21 protein-coding genes and 1 other RNA gene are annotated in these 20,668 nt (G+C 62.1%); 11 read left to right on the top strand and 11 right to left on the bottom strand.

What is annotated here, in order from left to right:
- Nucleotides 1–2 precede the first annotated feature (2 nt).
- The 3 genes from dnaJ to grpE all read right to left on the bottom strand — a co-directional run bounded on the left by dnaJ (nucleotide 3) and on the right by grpE (nucleotide 3,908).
- Nucleotides 3–1,127: a molecular chaperone DnaJ gene (gene dnaJ / locus DMX12_RS18025; RefSeq protein ID WP_009685335.1), complete on the bottom strand. Its 1,125-nt coding sequence runs from the start codon at nucleotides 1,125–1,127 to the stop codon at nucleotides 3–5.
- 196 nt (nucleotides 1,128–1,323) lie between these two features.
- Nucleotides 1,324–3,249 (bottom strand): molecular chaperone DnaK, encoded by a 1,926-nt coding sequence (gene dnaK, locus DMX12_RS18020; protein WP_054912825.1) that lies wholly within the window; start codon nucleotides 3,247–3,249, stop codon nucleotides 1,324–1,326.
- 101 nt (nucleotides 3,250–3,350) lie between these two features.
- The gene (grpE, locus tag DMX12_RS18015; RefSeq protein ID WP_009685333.1) at nucleotides 3,351–3,908 is read right to left on the bottom strand and encodes a nucleotide exchange factor GrpE; all 558 of its coding nucleotides are present in this window, start codon (nucleotides 3,906–3,908) and stop codon (nucleotides 3,351–3,353) included.
- Between the two features lie 193 nt (nucleotides 3,909–4,101).
- Between grpE and recN the strand changes: the two genes are divergently transcribed.
- Nucleotides 4,102–5,775, top strand: a complete 1,674-nt coding sequence (gene recN, locus DMX12_RS18010; protein WP_110679051.1) for a DNA repair protein RecN — start codon at nucleotides 4,102–4,104, stop codon at nucleotides 5,773–5,775.
- A gap of 158 nt (nucleotides 5,776–5,933) precedes the next feature.
- Here recN and fur read toward each other — a convergent pair whose 3' ends face one another.
- Nucleotides 5,934–6,338: a ferric iron uptake transcriptional regulator gene (gene fur, locus DMX12_RS18005; RefSeq protein ID WP_009685331.1), complete on the bottom strand. Its 405-nt coding sequence runs from the start codon at nucleotides 6,336–6,338 to the stop codon at nucleotides 5,934–5,936.
- A 97-nt stretch (nucleotides 6,339–6,435) separates the two neighbouring features.
- Here fur and DMX12_RS18000 point away from each other — a divergent pair, with 97 nt between their 5' ends.
- Nucleotides 6,436–6,972 carry an outer membrane protein assembly factor BamE gene (locus tag DMX12_RS18000; protein WP_009685330.1) on the top strand — a complete coding sequence of 179 codons (537 nt, stop codon included), beginning with the start codon at nucleotides 6,436–6,438 and terminating at the stop codon, nucleotides 6,970–6,972.
- A gap of 57 nt (nucleotides 6,973–7,029) precedes the next feature.
- On the opposite strand, the gene DMX12_RS17995 is transcribed toward DMX12_RS18000, so the two are convergent.
- Nucleotides 7,030–7,464 carry a type II toxin-antitoxin system RatA family toxin gene (locus DMX12_RS17995; RefSeq protein ID WP_009685329.1) on the bottom strand — a complete coding sequence of 145 codons (435 nt, stop codon included), beginning with the start codon at nucleotides 7,462–7,464 and terminating at the stop codon, nucleotides 7,030–7,032.
- A 163-nt stretch (nucleotides 7,465–7,627) separates the two neighbouring features.
- Here DMX12_RS17995 and smpB point away from each other — a divergent pair, with 163 nt between their 5' ends.
- Entirely contained in the window at nucleotides 7,628–8,110 is a 483-nt protein-coding gene (smpB, locus tag DMX12_RS17990; protein ID WP_029887491.1) for an SsrA-binding protein SmpB, read from the top strand.
- A gap of 169 nt (nucleotides 8,111–8,279) precedes the next feature.
- Here smpB and DMX12_RS17985 read toward each other — a convergent pair whose 3' ends face one another.
- Complete coding sequence (locus DMX12_RS17985) at nucleotides 8,280–9,047, bottom strand: GntR family transcriptional regulator (RefSeq protein WP_054881451.1); 768 nt, start codon at nucleotides 9,045–9,047, stop codon at nucleotides 8,280–8,282.
- Between the two features lie 255 nt (nucleotides 9,048–9,302).
- Here DMX12_RS17985 and DMX12_RS17980 point away from each other — a divergent pair, with 255 nt between their 5' ends.
- The 8 genes from DMX12_RS17980 (at nucleotide 9,303) to DMX12_RS17945 (ending at nucleotide 18,180) form a co-directional block, all read left to right on the top strand.
- Nucleotides 9,303–10,973, top strand: coding sequence for a lactate permease LctP family transporter (locus DMX12_RS17980; RefSeq protein ID WP_009685324.1), 1,671 nt, complete (start codon nucleotides 9,303–9,305; stop codon nucleotides 10,971–10,973).
- Nucleotides 10,974–11,036: 63 nt separating this feature from the next.
- Complete coding sequence (gene lldD, locus DMX12_RS17975; protein WP_009685323.1) at nucleotides 11,037–12,182, top strand: FMN-dependent L-lactate dehydrogenase LldD; 1,146 nt, start codon at nucleotides 11,037–11,039, stop codon at nucleotides 12,180–12,182.
- A gap of 75 nt (nucleotides 12,183–12,257) precedes the next feature.
- Nucleotides 12,258–15,068: an FAD-binding and (Fe-S)-binding domain-containing protein gene (locus DMX12_RS17970; protein ID WP_110679050.1), complete on the top strand. Its 2,811-nt coding sequence runs from the start codon at nucleotides 12,258–12,260 to the stop codon at nucleotides 15,066–15,068.
- A 274-nt stretch (nucleotides 15,069–15,342) separates the two neighbouring features.
- Entirely contained in the window at nucleotides 15,343–15,633 is a 291-nt protein-coding gene (locus DMX12_RS17960) for a hypothetical protein (RefSeq protein WP_009685320.1), read from the top strand.
- Nucleotides 15,634–15,732: 99 nt separating this feature from the next.
- Nucleotides 15,733–16,131, top strand: a transfer-messenger RNA (tmRNA) gene (gene ssrA, locus DMX12_RS17955).
- 132 nt (nucleotides 16,132–16,263) lie between these two features.
- Nucleotides 16,264–17,109 (top strand): hypothetical protein, encoded by an 846-nt coding sequence (locus tag DMX12_RS29625; RefSeq protein WP_218187177.1) that lies wholly within the window; start codon nucleotides 16,264–16,266, stop codon nucleotides 17,107–17,109.
- A gap of 197 nt (nucleotides 17,110–17,306) precedes the next feature.
- The gene (locus DMX12_RS29335) at nucleotides 17,307–17,459 is read left to right on the top strand and encodes a hypothetical protein (protein WP_156089073.1); all 153 of its coding nucleotides are present in this window, start codon (nucleotides 17,307–17,309) and stop codon (nucleotides 17,457–17,459) included.
- 64 nt (nucleotides 17,460–17,523) lie between these two features.
- Nucleotides 17,524–18,180, top strand: coding sequence for an AbiV family abortive infection protein (locus tag DMX12_RS17945; protein ID WP_054881453.1), 657 nt, complete (start codon nucleotides 17,524–17,526; stop codon nucleotides 18,178–18,180).
- On the opposite strand, the gene DMX12_RS17940 is transcribed toward DMX12_RS17945, so the two are convergent.
- The 5 genes from DMX12_RS17940 to DMX12_RS17920 all read right to left on the bottom strand — a co-directional run bounded on the left by DMX12_RS17940 (nucleotide 18,181) and on the right by DMX12_RS17920 (nucleotide 20,490).
- On the bottom strand, nucleotides 18,181–18,465 hold the full coding sequence (locus DMX12_RS17940) for a hypothetical protein (protein ID WP_054881454.1): 285 nt from the start codon (nucleotides 18,463–18,465) through the stop codon (nucleotides 18,181–18,183).
- Complete coding sequence (locus tag DMX12_RS17935; protein ID WP_054881455.1) at nucleotides 18,462–18,839, bottom strand: hypothetical protein; 378 nt, start codon at nucleotides 18,837–18,839, stop codon at nucleotides 18,462–18,464. The genes DMX12_RS17940 and DMX12_RS17935 overlap by 4 nt, the downstream gene beginning before the upstream one ends.
- Nucleotides 18,836–19,282: a structural protein P5 gene (locus tag DMX12_RS17930; protein WP_054881456.1), complete on the bottom strand. Its 447-nt coding sequence runs from the start codon at nucleotides 19,280–19,282 to the stop codon at nucleotides 18,836–18,838. The genes DMX12_RS17935 and DMX12_RS17930 overlap by 4 nt, the downstream gene beginning before the upstream one ends.
- 231 nt (nucleotides 19,283–19,513) lie before the next feature.
- Nucleotides 19,514–19,744: a hypothetical protein gene (locus DMX12_RS17925; RefSeq protein WP_054881457.1), complete on the bottom strand. Its 231-nt coding sequence runs from the start codon at nucleotides 19,742–19,744 to the stop codon at nucleotides 19,514–19,516.
- Entirely contained in the window at nucleotides 19,741–20,490 is a 750-nt protein-coding gene (locus DMX12_RS17920) for a hypothetical protein (protein ID WP_054881458.1), read from the bottom strand. Before DMX12_RS17920 ends, DMX12_RS17925 begins: the two co-directional genes overlap by 4 nt.
- Nucleotides 20,491–20,668: the final 178 nt, after the last annotated feature.

Genomic DNA, 20,668 nt, shown 5'->3' with positions numbered 1-20,668 from the left:
TGTCAGAGATCGCCGAAGAAGCGCTTCACGCCATCGAACCAGCCACTGGCCTTGGGCGAGTGCGAGCTGTCGCCTTCCAGCGAATCACGCAGCTCTTCGAGCAGTTCGCGCTGGCGGCGGCTGAGGTTGACCGGGGTTTCCACCGCCACACGGCACAGCAGGTCACCGGCACCACCACCGCGCACCGGCGCCACACCCTTGCCGCGCAAGCGGAACTGCTTGCCGGTCTGGGTGCCTTCCGGAATACGCAGCTTCACGCGGCCATCGAGGGTCGGCACTTCCAGCTCGCCGCCCAGGGCAGCATCGGTGTAGCTGATCGGCACTTCGCAGTACAGGTGCTTGCCGTCACGCTGGAAGATCTCGTGCTCACGCACACTGATCACCACATACAGGTCGCCGGTCGGGCCACCATGGGTGCCGGCCTCGCCTTCACCCGACAGGCGGATGCGGTCACCGGTATCGACACCGGCCGGCACCTTGACCGACAGGGTCTTGTATTCCTCGACGCGGCCTTCGCCGTGGCACGAGGTGCAAGGGTCGGTGATGATCTTGCCCTGGCCATGGCAACGCGGGCAGGTTTGCTGCACCGAGAAGAAGCCCTGCTGCATGCGGACCTGGCCGATGCCACCACAGGTGGGGCAGGTCGACGGGGTGGAGCCCTTCTTGGCGCCGGAGCCATCGCACGGCTGGCAGTTGACCAGGGTCGGCACACGGATGCTGACCGTAGTGCCGCGCACCGCTTCTTCCAGGTTCAGCTCCAGGGTGTAACGCAGGTCGCTGCCACGCTGGGCGCCACCGCGTCCGCCACCGCGGCCACCGCCGAAGAAGTCGCTGAACACATCGCCGAAGATGTCGGAGAAGTTTGCGCCACCGAAACCAGGGCCGCCGCCACCCATACTCGGGTCGACACCGGCATGGCCATACTGGTCGAACGCCGCGCGCTTGCTGGCATCAGACAGCACTTCGTAGGCCTCGTTGGCCTCTTTGAACTTGTCTTCGGACTCTTTATCGCCCGGGTTGCGGTCCGGGTGGTATTTCATCGCCAGACGGCGATAAGCCTTTTTGAGGTCTGCCTCGGTGGCGCCGCGCTCGACACCCAGAACCTCATAATAATCACGCTTGGACATAGGTCATTTGCACCTTGTTGGGCGTGTGGCATCTGCGCCACGCCATCAGCACCTGCGCTCGCCCACCGGGGCCGCTGACAGATGCTGTAAAAATTCTCGAATTCCAGATACGCCAACGCGGGAGCAAGCCCCCGCGCGGCGACATCCTACCAGTTCACCGACAAACCACGGTGAACTGGCCGACAACATGCAACGATTACTTCTTGTCGTCGCCTTTGACTTCTTCGAACTCGGCGTCAACCACGTCATCGTGCTTGGCTTCCGGCTCGGCCTGCTGCGCGCCACCCTGAGGCTGTTCGGCCGACTGCTCGGCGTACATCTTCTGGGCAACCGGGGCAGAGACCTTGGACAGCTCTTCGACCTTGGCGTCGATGGCGGCCTTGTCGTCGCCTTTGACAGCGGCTTCCAGGGCAACCACGGCAGCCTCGATGGCGGTTTTCTCTTCAGCGGTAACCTTGTCACCGGCGTCAGCGACCATCTTGCGGGTCGAGTGAACCAGCGCATCACCCTGGTTACGGGCAGCAGCCAGCTCTTCGAACTTGCGGTCTTCCTCAGCGTTGGCCTCGGCGTCACGCACCATGCGCTCGATTTCTTCGTCCGACAGGCCGGAGTTGGCCTTGATCACGATCGACTGCGACTTGCCGGTGGCCTTGTCTTTGGCGCTGACGTGCAGGATGCCGTTGGCGTCGATGTCGAAGGTCACTTCGATTTGCGGCACACCGCGTGGCGCTGGCGGAATGTCGGCCAGGTCGAACTTGCCCAGCGACTTGTTCTGCGCAGCCTGCTTACGCTCACCCTGCAGCACGTGAATGGTCACAGCGCCCTGGTTGTCGTCGGCAGTCGAGAACACCTGCGACTTCTTGGTCGGGATGGTGGTGTTCTTCTCGATCAGCGAAGTCATCACGCCGCCCATGGTTTCGATACCCAGGGTCAGCGGGCTGACGTCCAGCAGCAGCACGTCTTTCACGTCACCTGCCAGTACCGCACCCTGAATGGCAGCACCCATGGCCACGGCTTCGTCCGGGTTGACGTCCTTGCGGGCTTCTTTACCGAAGAAGTCAGCAACGGCCTTCTGCACCAGCGGCATACGGGTCTGGCCACCGACCAGGATCACGTCGTCGATCTTGCTGGCGTCGATGCCGGCGTCTTTCAGCGCTACGCGGCATGGCTCGATGGTACGGGTAACCAGGTCTTCGACCAGCGACTCCAGCTTGGCGCGGGAGATTTTCACGTTCAGGTGCTTCGGACCGGTGGCATCTGCAGTGATGTACGGCAGGTTGACGTCGGTCGACTGAGCGGACGACAGCTCGATCTTGGCTTTTTCAGCAGCTTCTTTCAGACGCTGCAGGGCCAGTGGATCGTTCTTCAGGTCCATGCCCGACTCTTTCTTGAACTCGTCGACGAGGTAGTCGATCAGGCGCATGTCGAAGTCTTCGCCACCCAGGAAGGTGTCGCCGTTGGTAGCCAGTACTTCGAACTGGTGCTCGCCGTCGACTTCGGCAATTTCAATGACCGACACGTCGAAGGTACCACCACCCAGGTCATAGACGATGACGGTGTGGTCGCCCTTGGCCTTGTCCATGCCGTAGGCCAGTGCAGCGGCGGTCGGCTCGTTGATGATACGTTTTACGTCCAGGCCCGCGATGCGGCCGGCGTCTTTGGTAGCCTGGCGCTGGCTGTCGTTGAAGTAGGCCGGCACGGTGATTACCGCTTCGGTCACGGCCTCGCCGAGGTAGTCTTCGGCGGTTTTCTTCATTTTCTTCAGCACTTCAGCGCTGATTTGCGGCGGTGCCATGTCTTTGCCGCCCGCTTGTACCCAAGCGTCACCATTGTTGGCCTTGACGATTTTGTAGGGCACCAGCTTGATGTCTTTCTGCACGACGTCTTCTTCGAAGCGGCGGCCGATCAGGCGCTTCACGGCGAACAGGGTGTTGTGCGGGTTGGTGACGGCCTGGCGCTTGGCCGACTGGCCAACCAGGATTTCGCCATCGTTGGCGTAGGCCACGATCGAAGGGGTAGTACGCGCACCCTCGGCGTTTTCGATGACTTTGACGTTACCGTTTTCCAGAATAGAGACGCACGAGTTGGTGGTCCCCAGGTCGATACCGATGATCTTGCCCATGTTAACTCTCCCGAAACTTGAATTTGGTAGCAGCGACTAATTTGGCCAACTGCGGTAATACTTGAAGGCTTGACACCTAGATGGGGATGCCCCGACGGATTTCAAGCCTTTTCATTGATCGAGGGTTGCGCCGCGCTCGGCGCCTTGCTGACCACCACCATGGCGGGGCGCAGCAGGCGGCCGTTGAGCAGGTAGCCCTTCTGGAACACGTTCAACACGCTGTTAGGCTCTACGTCAGCGCTTTCCTGCATGGCCATGGCCTGGTGGTGCTCAGGGTTGAACGGCTGGCCATGCGGGTCGACCGCTTCGAGGTTGTAGCGCTTGAGGGTGTCCTGGAACATTTTCAGGGTCAGCTCCACGCCTTCGCGGATCTGCTTGACGTTTTCATCCTCGGCGCTGGAGTGGGCCAGGGCCAGCTCCAGGCTGTCGATCACCGGCAGCAGGTCGCTGGAGAACTTCTCCAGGGCGAACTTGTGGGCTTTCTCGACATCCTGCTCGGCGCGGCGGCGCACGTTCTGCAAGTCGGCCACGGCGCGCAGCGATTGGTCCTTGGCGGCGGCCAGCTGTTCCTCGAGTTCCAGAACACGGGCATCCGCAGTGGCTTGGGCACCGGTTTCTTCAACATTAAGGTCTTTTTCGTTCAGCTGTTCGTCAGCCATGGGGTCTCTCCTGCGCAATTTTGTGGACTGCGAGCCAGGCTCGCCTTGGTTGTCGGCTATATGGGGCCGGAAAAACCAGCTTCAAGGGGCAAGCGGGTTTTCAGGCACAAACAGAATCCGCCAAGAGGCATTGGCAGGCCCGAAAAAAGTACTGTATAAATAACCAGACCTGACTTTTCGGGAGCCGCCCCCCATGCTGGTGCACCTGTCCATTCACAACTACGCCATCGTCGAACACCTCGACCTCGAAATCGCCCGCGGCATGTCCGTCATCACGGGCGAAACCGGCGCTGGCAAATCGATCATGCTCGACGCCCTCGGCCTGGCCCTGGGCGACCGGGCCGACAGCGGCGTGGTGCGCCCTGGCACCGACAAGGCCGATATCCTGGCCACCTTCGACCTGGTGGACATCCCCGAGGCGCACAGCTGGCTGGCCGAGCGCGACATGGATAGCGACGGTCTGTGCATTTTGCGCCGGGTCATCACCGCCGAAGGGCGCAGCCGGGGCTACATCAACGGCACCCCGTGCCCGCTCGGCGACCTCAAGGCCCTGGGCGAACTGCTGATCGACATCCACAGCCAGCATGAGCACCAGTCGCTGCTGAAAACCGACACCCACCGCCGCCTGCTAGACGAGTACGCCGGTGCTGTCGACCTGGCCCGCCAGGTGCAACTGGCCGCCAAACGCTGGCAGCAAACCCGCCTGGAACTGGAGCGCCTGTCCAACTCCGGTGACGAGCAGCGCGCCCGCCATCAACTGCTCAGCTACCAGCTGGAAGAGCTGGACAACCTCGCCCTCGGCGAGCACGAGCTGGAACAGCTGGAGCAGGAACACAAGAACCTGACCAGCGCCGAAGCCCTGTTCGGTATCTGCCGCCAGGTCATTGACCAGTGCAGCGAAAGTGATTCGGGCAATGTGCTCAGCGCCCTCACCGCCAGCCTCAACCGCCTCGGCGCCGCCACCCAGTCGCCCAAGGCGCTGACCGAGGCGGCCAACCTGATCGCCAGCGCGCAGATCCAGGTTGAAGAAGCGGTGGGTGAGCTCAACCGCTTCCTGGACAACTTCGATGCCGACCCGATGCGCCTGCAGGCACTGGAGGAGCGCCTCGACACCATCTATACCCTGGCGCGCAAACACCGTGTGCACCCGACCGAGCTGCCCCACCTGCAGCAGCAACTGATGGAAGAGCTGGAAGGCCTGAACGCCAGCGATGAATCGATTGAACAGCTGGGCGAAGAGCTGGCTGCGTACGCCCAGCACTATAAAGAGCGGGCCAGCGAACTCAGCGCCCTGCGCCGGCAGGCCGCCCAGCAGTTGGCGGTGGCGGTGGAACAGGAAATCCAGCGCCTGGGCATGCCTGGCGGGCGCTTCCGTATCGAGCTGACCCCGCACGAGGGTACGGAACTCTCGCCGCATGGCCTGGAGCAGATCGAGCTGCTGGTCAGCGCCAACCCGGGGCAACCCCTCAAGGGCCTGGCCAAGGTTGCGTCGGGTGGCGAACTGTCACGCATCAGCCTGGCGATCCAGGTGATCACGGCACAGACCTCGCGCATTCCCACGCTGGTATTCGACGAAGTGGATGTGGGTATCGGCGGGCCCACCGCGGAAATCGTCGGCCAGTTGCTGCGCCGGCTGGGTGAACGCGGCCAGGTGCTGACCGTGACCCACCTGCCGCAGGTGGCAGCGCAGGGGCACCACCACCTGTTCGTGCACAAGGTGCGCAACAGCGACACCACCCACACCGCCGTGGCCAGCCTGGGCAAGCGCGAGCGCGTGGAAGAAGTCGCACGCATGCTGGGCGGCATCGACCTCACGAAGGAATCCCTGGCGCATGCGCGCAAGATGGTGGTCACCAGCAAGGCTTAATGCCGCCATACAAGCCCGGCGCGCGCCTTGTTAGGAGCGGCCTTTTCGCGACACAAGGCCGCTCCCACAAGGGCCAGCGTCGCCCTCAAAACCTCAAGACCCCAAAAAGCACAAAGGCGACCCGAAGGTCGCCTTTGCTGTCCATAACGATTGAATCGTTACTTCTTCTTACGCACGTACAGGACCAGATTGTGGTCCACCAGCTCGAAACCGTGTTCCTCCACGATTTCACGCTGACGCTTCTCGATGGCGGCGTCCATGAACTCGATGACTTCACTGGTATCCACGTCGACCATATGGTCGTGGTGACCGCCATCGGCCAGTTCGAATACCGCATGACCGCCGTCGAAGTTGTGGCGAACCACCAGACCCGCCGCTTCGAACTGGGTCAGTACGCGGTACACGGTAGCCAGGCCAACGTCCTCGCCAGCCTCCATCAGCGCCTTGTAGACATCCTCGGCGCTCATGTGACGCTGCTCGGCAGAGTCGAGCATCTGAAGGATCTTGACTCGAGGCAGGGTTACCTTGAGACCGGCTTTGCGTAATTCGCTATTTTCAACCATGGTCAGCTTTCTCGCCGATGCTGCTTCGCAGCTTCTCTTAATACGGGTATGATCGGGGTTTACGTTGTCCAGCCAAGATAGTGGAAGTCGCCCACCGATGCAAAACACCAAGCTCTTGCTAAACAGCCTCGCCCTCGCGGGACTGCTCGCACTCGCCGGTTGCTCGTTTCCCGGGGTTTACAAAATCGACATCCAGCAGGGCAATGTCGTCACGCAGGACATGATAGACCAATTGCGCCCGGGAATGACCCGACGGCAAGTGCGGTTTATCATGGGCAACCCGCTGATTCAGGACACTTTCAACACCAACCGTTGGGATTACCTGTACAGCCTGCAGCCTGGTGGCGGCCAACGCCAGCAGGAGCGCATGAGCATTTTCTTCAACGACAGCGACCAACTGGTCAGCCTGTCTGGCGACTTTATGCCAGGCGTTAGCCGCGACCAGGAAATTCTGGGTGGCAGCAGCGATACCACGGTCAGCCCCGGCACCGAGCCAGGCCAAACCGAGCAGCCCGCCACGCAACCGGCGGAGCAACCCGCCAAGCCTGGTTCGACCGAAGAGGCCATCCAGCGCGAAATCGATACCATCGAGACCACCCCGGTGCCTACGCCAGCACCGCTGGAAACCCGGTAATCGAAAGCAACAAAAAAGCCCGGACTTGTTCCGGGCTTTTTGTTGCTGCCTGCCTGATCAGCCGTTCAACTGCTTGGCACGCTGGCAGAACGCATCGACCAGGGTATTCGCCGCCTGGTTGAACAGCGGCCCCAACGTGGCACGCACAATGGGCCCGGCATAGTCGAACGACAGGTCCAGGCTGATTTTGCAGGCCTTCTCGCCCAAAGGCTTGAACACCCACACCCCATGCAACTGGGTAAAGGGGCCTTCCTCCAGGTTCATTTCGATGGACTGCCCGGGCACCAGCACGTTGCGCGTCACAAAGTGCTGGCTCATGCCGCCCTTGGCCACTTCGAGCTTGGCACGCATGTGCGTTTCGCTGCTGTCGATCACCGTCGCGGCCGAGCACCACGGCAGGAACTGCGGGTAGCTGGCCACGTCGTTGACCAGATCGTAGAGCGCCTGGGCGGGGTATGGCAGCAGGGCGGAGCGTTGAATATGGGTAGTCATCCAGGCGTCACTTCCAAGGCTGGGTGGCGGCGCTTCGCAGCGTGCCAAAAACAGATTCTGTCGGCAGGACAGGGCTTGTATTGTCCGGTATTCATTGCGGTGGCTCAAGCACACCGAAATCCCATAGCGAACGACGCACGGTCTTGCCTATAATGCCGGCCCTATGGCTAAACAAAAGAAACATCCGACCGGGACCATCGCGCAGAACAAAAAAGCGCGACACGATTACTTCATCGAACACAAGTTCGAGGCCGGGCTGGTCCTGTCCGGTTGGGAAGTAAAAAGCCTGCGAGCCGGCAAGGCGCACCTCGTCGACAGCTACGTGCTGCTCAAGGACGGTGAGGCCTGGCTGTTCGGCAGCCACATCACCCCGCTGACCACGGCCAGCACCCACGTGATCGCCGACCCGATGCGCACGCGCAAGCTGCTGCTGAACAAGCGCGAGCTTGAGCGCCTGGAAGCGGCGGTGGCGCAAAAGGGTTACACCTGCGTGGCGTTGTCGCTGTACTGGAGCAAGCACCTGATCAAGTGCGAAATTGCACTGGGCAAGGGCAAGAAGGAATTCGACAAGCGCGACACCGTGCGCGAACGCGATTCCAACCGCGAGCTGCAGCGGGCGGTGCGCAACAAGGGCAAGGAAGACTAAAACCTTCTTTGTCATCAGCGCGGTCAGTGTAGGAGCGGCCTTGTGTCGCGATGGGCTGCGAAGCAGCCCCAGCAATCTCGGCTCATTGCCGAAGCCCAGGGGCCGCTTCGCAGCCCATCGCGACACAAGGCCGCTCCCACATTAACCGCACATGCATGAAGAGACCGAGTCAGCGCCCGCTACGCCGCTCCGCCCGCGCCACCCGCTGCGCCTCCTCATGCGCTTCTTCCAGCACTTCCTGCACATACAGAATGTGCCGGCTGGACACCTCTCGCGCCTCCTCCGCCCTGCCTTCGACAATCGCCAGGTACAGCTCGCGGTGCTGGCTGATCAGCATGTCGCGGGTCTCGGTCCGCTGCTGGTACATGCCACCGATGTTGGTCACCACGTTGCGCTTGAGCAGGTCGAACAGGCCACGAATGGTGTGCAACAGCACCGCGTTATGGCTGGCCTCGGCAATTGCCAGGTGGAAGCGCGCATCGGCCGCGCCCTCCTCGGCCCGGGTCACCTCATCGACCCTGGCGTAGCAGTCCTGCAGCGTGTCGAACGCCGCCTTCAGCCGCGCCCGGTCTGGCTCGGTAGCGCGCTGCGCCGCGTAATACGCACAGGACGCCTCCAGCGTATGGCGGAACTCGAGCAGGTCGCGCTGGGCCTCGGGGCTGTGCTCCAGCAACTGCAACAGCGGGTCACTAAAGGTGGACCCCAGCGACTCGGCGACAAAGTTGCCGCCCCCCTGCCGGCTGACCAACAAGCCCTTGGCCACCAGCTTCTGGATCGCCTCACGCAGTGACGGGCGCGACACGCCGAACTGTTCGGCAAGCGCACGCTCGGCGGGCAGCCGCTGCCCCGACGTGAGGGTGCCCTCCAGAATCATCGCTTCCAACCGATCGACAATGTCGTCGGACAGGCGCCGTTGGCGAACCTGATCAAAAACCATCACATGCTCTCCACAAACCCCGGCACACACCCGGGGGTGCCTATTCTCGCCGATCCAGCGCGCGCGAACACCCACCAGGCCACGATTTTCCCGGCACATCAGCTGCCCGCTCATCGGCACGCGACCAAAGTTTTGCACGGGACAAATTGACACACCCACGACAGCGCTTTTAACCTAGCGACCAGCCATTGTAAATTGGTCTTACCAATTATCCAATGCCAGCGCCTGACCAACAACAATTAGGGGCCACCCCATATGCAAACCTGGCAACAACTCTATAGCCCGCTTGGTAGTCTTGGCCTGTCCGCACTGGCGGCGGTCATTCCCATCGTGTTCTTCTTCCTTGCCCTCGCCGTGTTCCGCCTGAAGGGCCACGTGGCGGGTAGCATTACCCTGGCCTTGTCGGTACTGGTGGCCATATTCGCCTTCCAGATGCCGGTCGACATGGCGCTGGCTGCCGCAGGTTACGGCTTCCTTTACGGCCTTTGGCCAATTGCCTGGATCATCGTTGCCGCGGTGTTCCTGTACAAACTCACGGTCAAGAGCGGCCAGTTCGAAGTGATCCGCAGCTCGGTGCTGTCGATCACCGACGACCAGCGCCTGCAGGTACTGCTGATCGGCTTCTGCTTCGGCGCGTTTCTGGAAGGTGCAGCAGGCTTCGGCGCGCCGGTGGCCATCACCGCCGCACTGCTGGTCGGCCTGGGCTTCAACCCACTGTACGCCGCCGGCCTGTGCCTGATCGCCAACACCGCACCGGTCGCCTTCGGCGCCCTGGGCATCCCGATCATCGTGGCCGGCCAGGTGACCGGTATCGACGCCTTCCACATCGGCGCCATGACCGGCCGCCAGCTGCCGCTGCTGTCGCTGTTCGTGCCGTTCTGGCTGGTGTTCATGATGGACGGCCTGCGCGGTGTGAAAGAAACCTGGCCTGCGGCCCTGGTCGCCGGCCTGAGCTTTGCCGTGACCCAGTACTTCACCTCGAACTTCATTGGCCCCGAGCTGCCAGACATCACCTCGGCCCTGGCCAGCCTGATCTGCCTCACCCTGTTCCTGAAAGTGTGGCAACCCAAGCGCGCGTTCGGCGAAGCCAAGGCCAGCGTGGGTGCCGCCGTGGTGCAGCCAAGCGGCAGCCAGCCAAGCCCTTACAGCTTTGGCGAAATTTTCAAGGCCTGGTCGCCGTTCCTGATCCTGACCGTGCTGGTTACCATCTGGACCCTGAAACCGTTCAAGGCAGCCTTCGCCCCGGGCGGCGCGATGTACAACTTCGTGTTCAACTTCGCCATCCCGCACCTTGACCAACTGGTGATCAAGACCGCACCGATCGTGGCCGCGCCAACCGCCATGCCCGCAGTGTTCAAGCTGGACCCGATCTCCGCCACCGGCACCGCGATCTTCCTCTCGGCGCTGATCTCCATGGCGGTGCTGAAAATCAACTTCAAAACTGGTCTTACCACTTTCAAAGAGACCTTCTGGGAGCTGCGCTGGCCCATCCTGTCGATTGGCATGGTGCTCGCCTTCGCCTTCGTCACCAACTACTCGGGCATGTCGTCGACCATGGCCCTGGTGCTGGCCGGCACTGGCGCGGCGTTCCCATTCTTCTCGCCGTTCCTTGGCTGGCTGGGTGTGTTCCTGACCGGGTCGGACACCTCGTCCAACGCCCTGTTCAGCTCGCTGCAGGCCACCACCGCCCACCAGATCGGGGTCAACGACACCCTGCTGGTAGCAGCCAACACCAGCGGCGGCGTGACCGGCAAAATGATATCGCCGCAATCGATCGCCGTGGCCTGCGCCGCCACCGGCCTGGTCGGCAAGGAATCCGACCTGTTCCGCTTCACCGTCAAGCACAGCCTGTTCTTTGCCACCATCGTCGGCCTGATCACCCTGATCCAGGCTTACTGGCTGACCGGCATGCTGGTTCATCACTAGAGTGAAAGGGGCCGGGCGCCATCGGGCGCCTGGCATACCCCCCAAGCAACGCTGCGAGAATCCATGATCATTTCTGCCTCTACCGACTATCGCGCCGCGGCCCAACGCAAGCTGCCTCCTTTCCTGTTCCACTATGCCGACGGCGGTGCCTACGCCGAGCACACGCTGCGCCACAACGTCGCCGACCTGGCGAGCATTGCCTTGCGCCAGCGCGTGCTGAAGAACATGTCCGAGCTCAGCCTGCAGACCACGCTGTTCGGCGAAACCCTGAGCATGCCCGTGGCCCTGGCCCCGGTCGGCCTCACCGGCATGTACGCCCGCCGTGGCGAAGTGCAGGCGGCGCGGGCGGCGGCGGCCCATGGCATCCCGTTCACCATGTCTACGGTGTCGGTGTGCCCGATCGAAGAAGTGGCGCCAGCCATCGACCGCCCCATGTGGTTCCAGCTGTACGTGCTCAAGGACCGCGGCTTCATGCGCAACGCCCTGGAGCGGGCCAAGGCGGCCGGGGTCAAGACCCTGGTATTCACCGTGGACATGCCCGTGCCCGGCGCCCGCTACCGCGACGCCCACTCTGGCATGAGCGGCAAGCACGGCCCGCTGCGCCGCGTGCTGCAAGCCATGACACACCCCGAGTGGGCCTGGGACGTGGGCGTGATGGGCCGCCCGCATGATTTGGGCAACATCTCCAAGTACCGGGGCAACCCCACCGGCCTGGCCGACTACATCGGCTGGCTGGGCAACAACTTCGACCCGTCCATTTCCTGGAAGGACCTGGAGTGGATCCGCGAGTTCTGGGATGGCCCGATGATCATCAAAGGCATCCTGGATGCCGATGATGCCCGCGATGCGGTCAAGTTCGGTGCTGACGGCATCGTCGTGTCCAACCACGGTGGCCGCCAGCTCGACGGCGTGCTGTCCAGCGCCCGCGCCCTGCCGGCCATTGCCGATGCGGTGAAAGGTGACTTGAAGATTCTCGCCGACTCCGGCATTCGCAGCGGCCTGGATGTGGTACGCATGATCGCCCTGGGTGCCGACACCGTGCTGATTGGCCGCGCCTTCCTCTATGCGCTGGCCGTGCATGGCCAGGCCGGGGTGAAAAACCTGCTGGAGCTGTTCGAGAAGGAAATGCGCGTAGCCATGGTGCTGACCGGCGCCAAGACCATCAGCGAAATCACCCGCGACTCGCTGGTACGCGAACTGGGCGCCTGAGCGCCTGCACCAACGACCGCCTGATAGACCCGGGGCATGTGGCACGCAGAGGCCACAGCCCCGCGAGGAGACTGCATGAGCCTGCCCGCCGCGTTTCTGCGTGATGCCGAGCGCCTGATCCCCGCCGCACGCCGCTTCGACGACCCCACCTCGACCCTGGCCTTCGGCACCGACGCCAGCTTCTACCGGCTGATCCCCAAGCTGGTGGTGCGCGTCGAGTCCGAAGACGAAGTGGTCGGCCTGATCAAGCTGGCCCAACGCGACCGGGTGCCGGTCACCTTCCGCGCCGCCGGCACCAGCCTGTCTGGCCAGGCCATCAGCGACTCGGTGCTGATCGTGCTGGGCGATAACTGGAACGGCCGCGAGATCCGTGGCCAAGGCGAACAGATCCGCCTGCAGCCCGGGGTGATCGGCGCCCAGGCCAACGCCTGGCTGGCCCCGTTCGGGCGCAAGATCGGCCCCGACCCGGCCTCGATCAACGCCTGCAAGATCGGCGGTATCGTCGCCAACAACGCCAGCGGCATGTGCTGCGGCACCGCCCAGAACACCTACCACACCCTGGCCGGCCTGCGCCTGGTGCTGGCAGACGGCACCCGCCTGGACAGCGAAGACCCGGCCAGCGTGGCGGCCTTTGAAGCCAGCCATGCCGAGCTGCTGCAAGCGCTGGCCCGGCTGGGCCGCGAAACCCGCGCCAACACGGCATTGGCCGAACGCATCCGGCACAAGTACCGGCTGAAGAACACCACCGGCCTGTCGCTGAACGCGCTGGTGGACTACGACCAGCCGCTGGATATTCTGCAGCACTTGCTGGTCGGCTCCGAAGGCACCCTGGGCTTTATCAGCGCTGTTACCTACAACACCGTGCCCGACCACCCGCACAAGGCCAGCGCCCTGCTGGTGTTCCCCAGCGTGGAAAGCTGCTGCCGCGCGGTGCCGGTACTCAAGCGCCAGCCGGTGTCGGCCGTGGAACTGCTCGACCGCCGCAGCCTGCGCTCGGTGCAGGACATGGCCGGCATGCCGCTGTGGGTAAAAGGCCTGTCGGCCAACGCCTGCGCCCTGCTGATCGAGTCACGCGCGGCCAGCCAGAGCTTGCTGCACGAGCAACTGCAGCAGGTAATGGCCTCGATCGCCGACTTCCCGCTGGAGCAGCGCGTGGACTTCAGTGAAGACCCGGCGGTGTACAACCAGCTGTGGAAAATCCGCAAAGACACCTTCCCCGCCGTCGGCGCCGTGCGCCAGACCGGCACCACCGTCATCATCGAAGACGTGACCTTCCCGGTCGAGCAACTGGCCGAGGGCGTGAACCGCCTGATCCAGCTGTTCGACAAGCACCGTTATGACGAAGCGATCATTTTCGGCCACGCCCTGGAAGGCAACCTGCACTTCGTTTTCACCCAAGGGTTCAACAGCGCCGAAGAGGTTGCCCGTTACCAGGCATTCATGGACGACGTGGCGCAGTTGGTGGCCGTGGAGTTTGGCGGTTCGCTGAAGGCCGAGCACGGCACCGGGCGCAACATGGCACCGTTCGTGGCGCTGGAGTGGGGCCACGACGCCTACCAACTGATGTGGCAGCTCAAGCGCCTGCTCGACCCCAACGGCATCCTCAACCCCGATGTGGTGCTGAGTGACGACCCGGCCATCCACCTGAAAAACCTCAAGCCACTGCCCGCCGCCGACGAAATCGTCGACAAGTGCATCGAGTGCGGCTTCTGCGAACCCGTGTGCCCGTCCAAGGGCCTGACCCTCAGTCCACGCCAGCGTATCGTGATGTGGCGGGACATCCAGGCCAAGCAACGCGCCGGCATCGACACCCGCGAGCTGATGCGCACCTACCAGTACCAAGGCATCGACACCTGCGCTGCCACCGGCCTGTGCGCCCAGCGCTGCCCGGTGGGCATCAATACCGGCGAGCTGGTGAAAAAACTGCGCAGCCAGGCTGCCGACCACGGCAACACCGCCAACTGGCTGGCCGAGCACTTCCCCACCGCACTGGGCGGCGCCCGCCTGACCCTGACCGCAGCCAACAGCGCGCGCAAGCTGCTCGGCGCCCCACGCCTGGGCCGCCTGAGCGCCACCCTGCGCAAAGCCAGCAACGGCCGCCTGCCGCAGTGGACGCCCGCCATGCCCCAACCGCTGCGCCCGGTCGCCTTCGGCCAGGCCAGCAACGACGCCCGCCCACGGGTGGTGTACCTGGCGGCTTGCGTGTCCAGGGTAATGGGCCCGGCCTATGCCGACCGCGAGCAAAGCCCGCTGCTGGACAAGACCCGCGCCCTGCTGGAAAAGGCCGGCTACCAGGTCGTGTTCCCCGACAACGCCGACAGCCTGTGCTGCGGCCAGCCGTTTGCGTCCAAGGGTTACCCCGAGCAGGCCGAACACAAGCGCCAGGAGCTGATCAACGCCCTGCTGCACGCCAGCCGCGGCGGCCTTGACCCGATCTACTGCGACACCAGCCCCTGCACCCTGCGCCTGGTACAAGACCTGGGCGACACCCGGCTGGACCTGTACGACCCCGTGCGCTTCATACGCACGCACCTGCTCGAACGCCTGGAGTTCACCCCCCAGGATGAGCCAGTGGCCGTGCACGTGACCTGCAGCACCCAGCACCTGGGCGAAAGTCAGGCCCTGATCGACCTGGCCCGGCGCTGCAGCAAGCAGGTAGTCATCCCGGAAGGCATTCATTGTTGCGGGTTCGCTGGCGACAAGGGCTTCACCACCCCCGAGCTCAACGCCCACTCGCTGCGCAGCCTGAAGGATGCCGTGCAGTACTGCAGCGAAGGCATTTCCACCAGCCGCACCTGCGAAATCGGCTTGAGCAGCCACAGCGGCATCGACTACCACGGCCTGGTCTACCTGGTGGACCGCGTCACCCGCCCCCGCAGCCTCTGAAGCCTGCGCGGTCCATTGTGGGAGATAACGCAGCCCAACGGGCTGCGCTGTCGCGAAGAGAACTCAATCCGTAAGCGCGACGCGCCCTGTGTGGGAGCGGGCGTGCCCGCGAAGAATCCAGCGCGGTGCCTGGCACCGGCTACGCCGGTGTTCGCGGGCAACCCCCCTCTCGCAAACAACCCCGCCCCCGAGGCACGAACAAGATTGAACCCTTGCAAAACTGCCAAGGTCCATCCTTTAGGCCCACCTTCCCGAGGCCCCAGAGGAGACTCCCATGAAAGGTACCGCGCTTTCGGCCCTGTTCGCGGCCGCTACCCTGCTGGCTTCGCCGGTGTTCGCTGCTGACGACCTGTGCGCCATCAACCTGCAAAAAATCGACGACAGCATGGCCACCGCCGGCGCCACCTCCGAAGGCCTGGACAAAGCCGTGACCGAGCACGTCGACAAAGCCAAGGCTGCCCAGGCCTCGGGTGACACCAAGGAATGCATCGCCATCACCAGCAAAGTGCTGGAGCGCCTGGAAAAAACCGAGAAAGGCAGCGGTTCGGGCAGCGGCGGCGCCTAAGCCCTGGGCGGGCGACAGGACCAGCTGTCGACGTCGCCCGCACAATGGCGTATACTCCTGCTCACGTGCCGTAAGGTGCGTTAGCCAAGAGCTAGTGTAGGGGCCGATTAGGATTCGACGCCGGTAGCGAAACTCTAGGTGCATGCCGAGTTGGTAACAGAACTCGTAAATCCACTGTTGCAACTTCTATAGTTGCCAATGACGAAACCTTCGGCGCGGAGTACAAGCTGGCTGCGTAAGCAGTCCTCTTGACCCGTTGCTTCTGGTAGCTTCGGCTCCAGCAATCACTAGGGGATGCCTGTAAACCCGAACTGATTGTCATACAGAACAGGATCGTCGCGTAGCACGTTGTGGGCGAAGTGACTAAAACTTACACAACTCATCCAAAGCACCCTGCCCGTCGGGCGGCTGCGGATTAAATCAGTAGACACGGCTAAGCATGTAGTACCGACAGCGGAGTACTGGCGGACGGGGGTTCAAATCCCCCCGGCTCCACCAAATTATCCTTACAAATCAGGCACTTAGCGATAATCGCAAGTGCCTTTTTTGTGTCAAATTGGGCTGTTTTGGCTGAGAAATGCCAGTGTTATGACAGCCTTCATAGCAGCGGCGAGTGGGCAGGAGGCAGGCTTGTATAATCTCTTGGTGCGGTACGGCGGCTGGAGCGGCCGTCGAGATGCGGTAACTCACGACCGTGTCTACATAGACGCAGCTGACCATGCGTTGAGGCTTGCTGATGGATCTATAAATTTTGACCTCCTGACCCGCATTCCTGCTTTGTTCGTCGAGGAAACGAGACGGGACGAGGCTCAGTTCGCCAGGGTCGGTACCATCACAGCTGTCACCAGATCCGGTCGGGATTTGAGCATCCAATACCATTACGAACCGAACGTACCTCCCATTCCTCATGAGGAGGTGGTACGTCTCGCTGCAGAACTTGACATTCCCATGCCTACACGCGGCTTCACGCCATTTGAGCACAGCCATTGGCGGGTACCGAGAGCAGATCTCTATAAGGTTGTGGCAACGGAAGTCAACAGGCCCGACCGTACACCCAAAGTATTCCAATTACGCGCACCTCAAATTGTAGAGCAGGATCTATTAAGCGCGATGATGCCGTTTGCTGGATTCGGCGGGGTCTACAATGCGATTCAGACTGCTGCGTCTAACAACCAGATGCGCTGCCACCGAGCGGATGATATTTGGGAAAATCACGCAATCATCCAGGACGTTGTTGACCTGATCGACAGATCTTCAATTGTGGTCTGCGACTGTACGAACCGAAATCCTAATGTGTTCTACGAAATCGGGGTGGCTCATGCGCTGGGAAAAGAGGTTATCCTGATCACACAAAGTGGCGGGGACGTGCCATTCGACCTAGCGCACATCCGGCATATTAGGTATTTCGCAAATGACCTCCATCAATTGACAGCCGATCTCGCTGCACGGATTCAGGCCATTCAAGCGAGAAGATGATCGACAGCCGGCGCGGCTTACTGATATCGTCGCGCCATTGCAAGATGCCAGGATGCGAAGCCTTGCTTTGCCCTGCAACCGTCCAGTTGGGACGCTGCCGCCGGACTCTGGTGAAAAGAAACAACAGGCAGCGAAGTCTGAACCTCCTCGCCAACTGCTACATGAGACCTGGAGAAACAGCTAGAGGAGGACGCCCTATGGGTGTTATGAATCAGGCTGGTTCAGCAGCTTTACCTAAACGCCTCACGGCGTTTGGTGGCGTAGTCTGGGGGCTTTGCTCCTTCGGGCTCGATCCGGTGACCGCTGTTGTGCTGGGTCTCATCGCCGCTATCGTTTTAGCGAAGGTGTAAAGCTAGGCCGCCGGGCGCGTGCGATTCCGGCAGCCGGACCTTAACAGCCAAAAGGAGCGGTTTCATGGCATTTTCACTTGAGCAAATCGATGCCTACATCGACGCGCTTCTAACTAATGCCGCCTCTCTCATCAGAGAGTCTCAGATCCTTTATGACAACGAGGCTAATGCTCGCGCGTTCGCGCTTGCGCATCTTGCGCGTGAAGAAATAGCTAAAACGCTCATGTTGCAGGCGGCCGGCACAAGAATACTTGCCGGGCATCCCGTAGATTTCAAAAAACTTGAGCGAAGATTGCGAGATCACAAACAGAAGCTGATCGCCGAGACGATAAACAGTATCGTTTTCTGCGCTGGCTTTGATCCGAACGCGGCGGAGAGCATGATCGGTGCAGCTGGAACAGCCCCCGACTTCCGGAATGACCTGAAAAATAACTCTCTATATGTCGGGTTCAAAAATGGAATTGTGAGTCAACCGACCCAGAGCTTTTCAGCTGAGCGGGCGTTACGCACTATCACGCTGGCTTGGGACGCGCTTCAGAATCAGCTATCGATACTAAAGCTATTAGGGCCATTCGCGAACCGAGCTCCTATGAGCATTCCCGAAGTACATCCAGAAGACGTAAAATTTGATCGCGAAACGATAGAAGCGCTTGGCAACGTATACGCGAAAGCCCTTTTGCAAACCAAAAAGCAGGCTAACGCTGATCAATCAGAAGAGTGATCAGCGGCATGCTGCATTAGCAGCCACGATCTCCCGCTCGTACCCGATCCGCTGCCGCCGCTCCGCCAACAGCGCCCTCACTTTTACCTCTAAGCTGTCGGTCTTGCGCAGGCTGGTAGCCGCCCAGGCCGGAACCGCCACCTCCGGCGCTCGGCACGGCACCTGCACTGGCACCTCGACGCGCACGGTGCGCACCTCTGGCTCGACATGGCTTGCGCAGCCTGCAAGCAGGAGAAAGCCTGCGAGCACCCCCGCCCCTTGCAGGGATCGGCTTACAATGGTCATAAGCCAAGCTCCTTGTCGATGATCGAGGTGGCAGCCGTGCACTGGTCGCCTCCGGTGCGCTCCTGCTGCAGCCGGTTGGCGGCTTGGTAGTCGGCCTGGGCGCTGGCACGCGCATCGGCTACAGCCTTTTCGGCGGCGGCCTGGCGTTGCCTGATCGCCAGCTGCAGGTCGCCCAGCGCCTTGCCTTGCTCAGTCGTCAGGGCAACCAGGTTGTCTCGGGCCGCCTGGCAAGCACCTGCCTCCTCGGCCAAAGCCGCGACATCGGCGCGAGCATCCTGTATCTGGCCGTGCTGCCACCAGATTACGCCGGCGGCGGCCAGGGCCAGCACCAGCCACAGCGGTATGGCCTTCAGCGCTACAAGCGCGGCGTTCATGCCAGGGCCCGCCTGATGCCCTCATCGATCAGCGTCGACGGATACGGATTGGTGCCGTTCTCGTGCACGATGATGCCCACCACCAGCTCGCGCAGGATCTGCGGCTTGGAGATATCGATCGAGTCGCGCACGCCGACTCCCAGGCGCTTGGCGATGGCTTGGGCATAGGCATTGGTGTCGTTCTCACTCGCCGGCGCCCACCGGTTGATGAACTCCAGCGGGGTGTCGATACCAGCCCGACCAACGCCGGGCATCCCATCCTTACCCCGGTAGTTGAGCAGCAGCTTGCCCAGGGCGCGAATGCCGTTCTCTGGATGGTCGAAGCGGGCGAAGCGCGGCTTGGCTACGCCTACCTCGAGGCCCAGTTGCCCCTGCCAGGCGTTGCGCGGGTTGTAATCGATGTTCCCTGGGTTGTTATTGCGGACGCCGCGGGGTGTGGTCATAGGTTTTCTCCAGGCGAAAAAAAGCCCGCGCTGGGCGGGCTGGAGACTAGGGCGAGTTGCATTCATGGCAGTGGCCTGCTTAGTGCGATTTGCTCGCAACAGGTGCGTCGGTCCGACCTGTAGCATTCCATCATCAGGTCACGGAACGGATCACCAGGACGGCACAGGCGGATGGCTGCGCGTCGGTTTGCCTGCCGCTCCATGATGCTTGCGCAGCGAGCGCGTGCCCGGCTACCCGGGCGCATGTTCAGCCAACCAGGCTTGGTAAAGAGTCTGAACTGCCGCGTTCAGGTACTCGCCGTTGCTGGCATCCCGCAGGAATTGAGGTAGTGCCAGCTTTCTTTGCTTGAGCTGGCCCTTGAGCCATTTTTCGAACGGTAGGTTGATCGGTTCCTTGACCGCATCGGCCGCTTGACCTTCGCTCAACGGCGTAGCGGCCAACTCCCAAAGCGACATGCTCATACTCTGATCCCCTTGCGTGCAGCGTAGGCGCGCAGGTCAGCAACGGTCAGGGCCTGCTCTTCTGCGGTCAGAACGGCAGAGTGCAACTGAACAGCGGCGATATCGCACGACCCGGTGAATCCGCTCGGGGTGAACAGGCTGCCGATGCGGATCTTATTCGTAGTAGGTCGGCGCGGCAGGCCGCCGGTGGCGGATTGCGTAGTGGTACGATTGTTGGTCAGGTCGCTGAAGACGATACCGGCGGCACTGATCACGGCGCTGTAAAGCGCCCAGTTGGCAGCGTCCTGGGAGACAAGCGTCGCCCGCGGGAAAACTTTGTCCGAAGCGGTGTTGCCGTAGCAGGCGTTGACCGAAATTGCATTGGCTCCGCTGAAAAACAGCGCAAAACCGTCGGATGCGCCGCCGTCAGCCGCAAGGCCATCGAAGGTTCCCAGAAATCCAGGACGCGTAGCGCCGCTGGTATTCGAATCACCAGACCTTGCGATCATGAAGAAGGTGATTGCGGATGGCTCTTGGATGCCCGACTGGATGAAGTTGGTCAGGCCGTTGCAGGTGATGCGGTCAGCTGAGGCCACAGGCGCCCCCACAACAATGCCCTGCGCCTTGCCGGGCGCATAGTTGCGTGCAGCCTTGGACTGACTGACGTTGGTGAAGTGGATCATTTCCAGCGCGCGGCGAACAGGCGCCGAGTATTCCGTCGCGTATGCCTCGGCATCGACGTCTTTTGCGATCAGGCGAACGCCCATATTTGAATCCTCTCGGTTTAGAAGCCGGTTGCGCGGCTGTACTGGAACATCACGCACGGGTTGTGCAGAGCGAAGGTGTTGCCCAAGGGCGATACGGCGGTGTCTTGCAGGCCATGCGAGTCGCGAAGGTTTCCGCGCGGGCCTACCACAGGACCGGACTTGTTGGGGTCGGTTGGGC

The sequence above is a fragment of the Pseudomonas sp. MB-090624 genome, assembly GCF_003205245.1.
Classification (GTDB): domain Bacteria; phylum Pseudomonadota; class Gammaproteobacteria; order Pseudomonadales; family Pseudomonadaceae; genus Aquipseudomonas; species Aquipseudomonas juntendi.
Note: the sequence above shows the minus strand (reverse complement) of the source record. Positions and strands in the feature narration are given on the sequence as shown.

Bases quoted from the DNA above. Each gene is read 5' to 3' on its own strand.
- DMX12_RS17935 (WP_054881455.1), bottom strand. From the start codon at position 18,839: ATGAACGCCGCGCTTGTAGCGCTGAAGGCCATACCGCTGTGGCTGGTG.
- DMX12_RS17940 (WP_054881454.1), bottom strand. From the start codon at position 18,465: ATGACCATTGTAAGCCGATCCCTGCAAGGGGCGGGGGTGCTCGCAGGC.
- DMX12_RS17985 (WP_054881451.1), bottom strand. From the start codon at position 9,047: ATGGTTTTTGATCAGGTTCGCCAACGGCGCCTGTCCGACGACATTGTC.
- dnaJ (WP_009685335.1), bottom strand. From the start codon at position 1,127: ATGTCCAAGCGTGATTATTATGAGGTTCTGGGTGTCGAGCGCGGCGCC.
- grpE (WP_009685333.1), bottom strand. From the start codon at position 3,908: ATGGCTGACGAACAGCTGAACGAAAAAGACCTTAATGTTGAAGAAACC.
- DMX12_RS17930 (WP_054881456.1), bottom strand. From the start codon at position 19,282: ATGACCACACCCCGCGGCGTCCGCAATAACAACCCAGGGAACATCGAT.
- dnaK (WP_054912825.1), bottom strand. From the start codon at position 3,249: ATGGGCAAGATCATCGGTATCGACCTGGGGACCACCAACTCGTGCGTC.
- fur (WP_009685331.1), bottom strand. From the start codon at position 6,338: ATGGTTGAAAATAGCGAATTACGCAAAGCCGGTCTCAAGGTAACCCTG.
- DMX12_RS17925 (WP_054881457.1), bottom strand. From the start codon at position 19,744: ATGAGCATGTCGCTTTGGGAGTTGGCCGCTACGCCGTTGAGCGAAGGT.
- DMX12_RS17960 (WP_009685320.1), top strand. From the start codon at position 15,343: ATGAAAGGTACCGCGCTTTCGGCCCTGTTCGCGGCCGCTACCCTGCTG.
- DMX12_RS17980 (WP_009685324.1), top strand. From the start codon at position 9,303: ATGCAAACCTGGCAACAACTCTATAGCCCGCTTGGTAGTCTTGGCCTG.
- recN (WP_110679051.1), top strand. From the start codon at position 4,102: ATGCTGGTGCACCTGTCCATTCACAACTACGCCATCGTCGAACACCTC.
- DMX12_RS17920 (WP_054881458.1), bottom strand. From the start codon at position 20,490: ATGGGCGTTCGCCTGATCGCAAAAGACGTCGATGCCGAGGCATACGCG.
- DMX12_RS17995 (WP_009685329.1), bottom strand. From the start codon at position 7,464: ATGACTACCCATATTCAACGCTCCGCCCTGCTGCCATACCCCGCCCAG.
- lldD (WP_009685323.1), top strand. From the start codon at position 11,037: ATGATCATTTCTGCCTCTACCGACTATCGCGCCGCGGCCCAACGCAAG.
- DMX12_RS17945 (WP_054881453.1), top strand. From the start codon at position 17,524: ATGGCATTTTCACTTGAGCAAATCGATGCCTACATCGACGCGCTTCTA.
- DMX12_RS29335 (WP_156089073.1), top strand. From the start codon at position 17,307: ATGGGTGTTATGAATCAGGCTGGTTCAGCAGCTTTACCTAAACGCCTC.
- smpB (WP_029887491.1), top strand. From the start codon at position 7,628: ATGGCTAAACAAAAGAAACATCCGACCGGGACCATCGCGCAGAACAAA.
- DMX12_RS17970 (WP_110679050.1), top strand. From the start codon at position 12,258: ATGAGCCTGCCCGCCGCGTTTCTGCGTGATGCCGAGCGCCTGATCCCC.
- DMX12_RS18000 (WP_009685330.1), top strand. From the start codon at position 6,436: ATGCAAAACACCAAGCTCTTGCTAAACAGCCTCGCCCTCGCGGGACTG.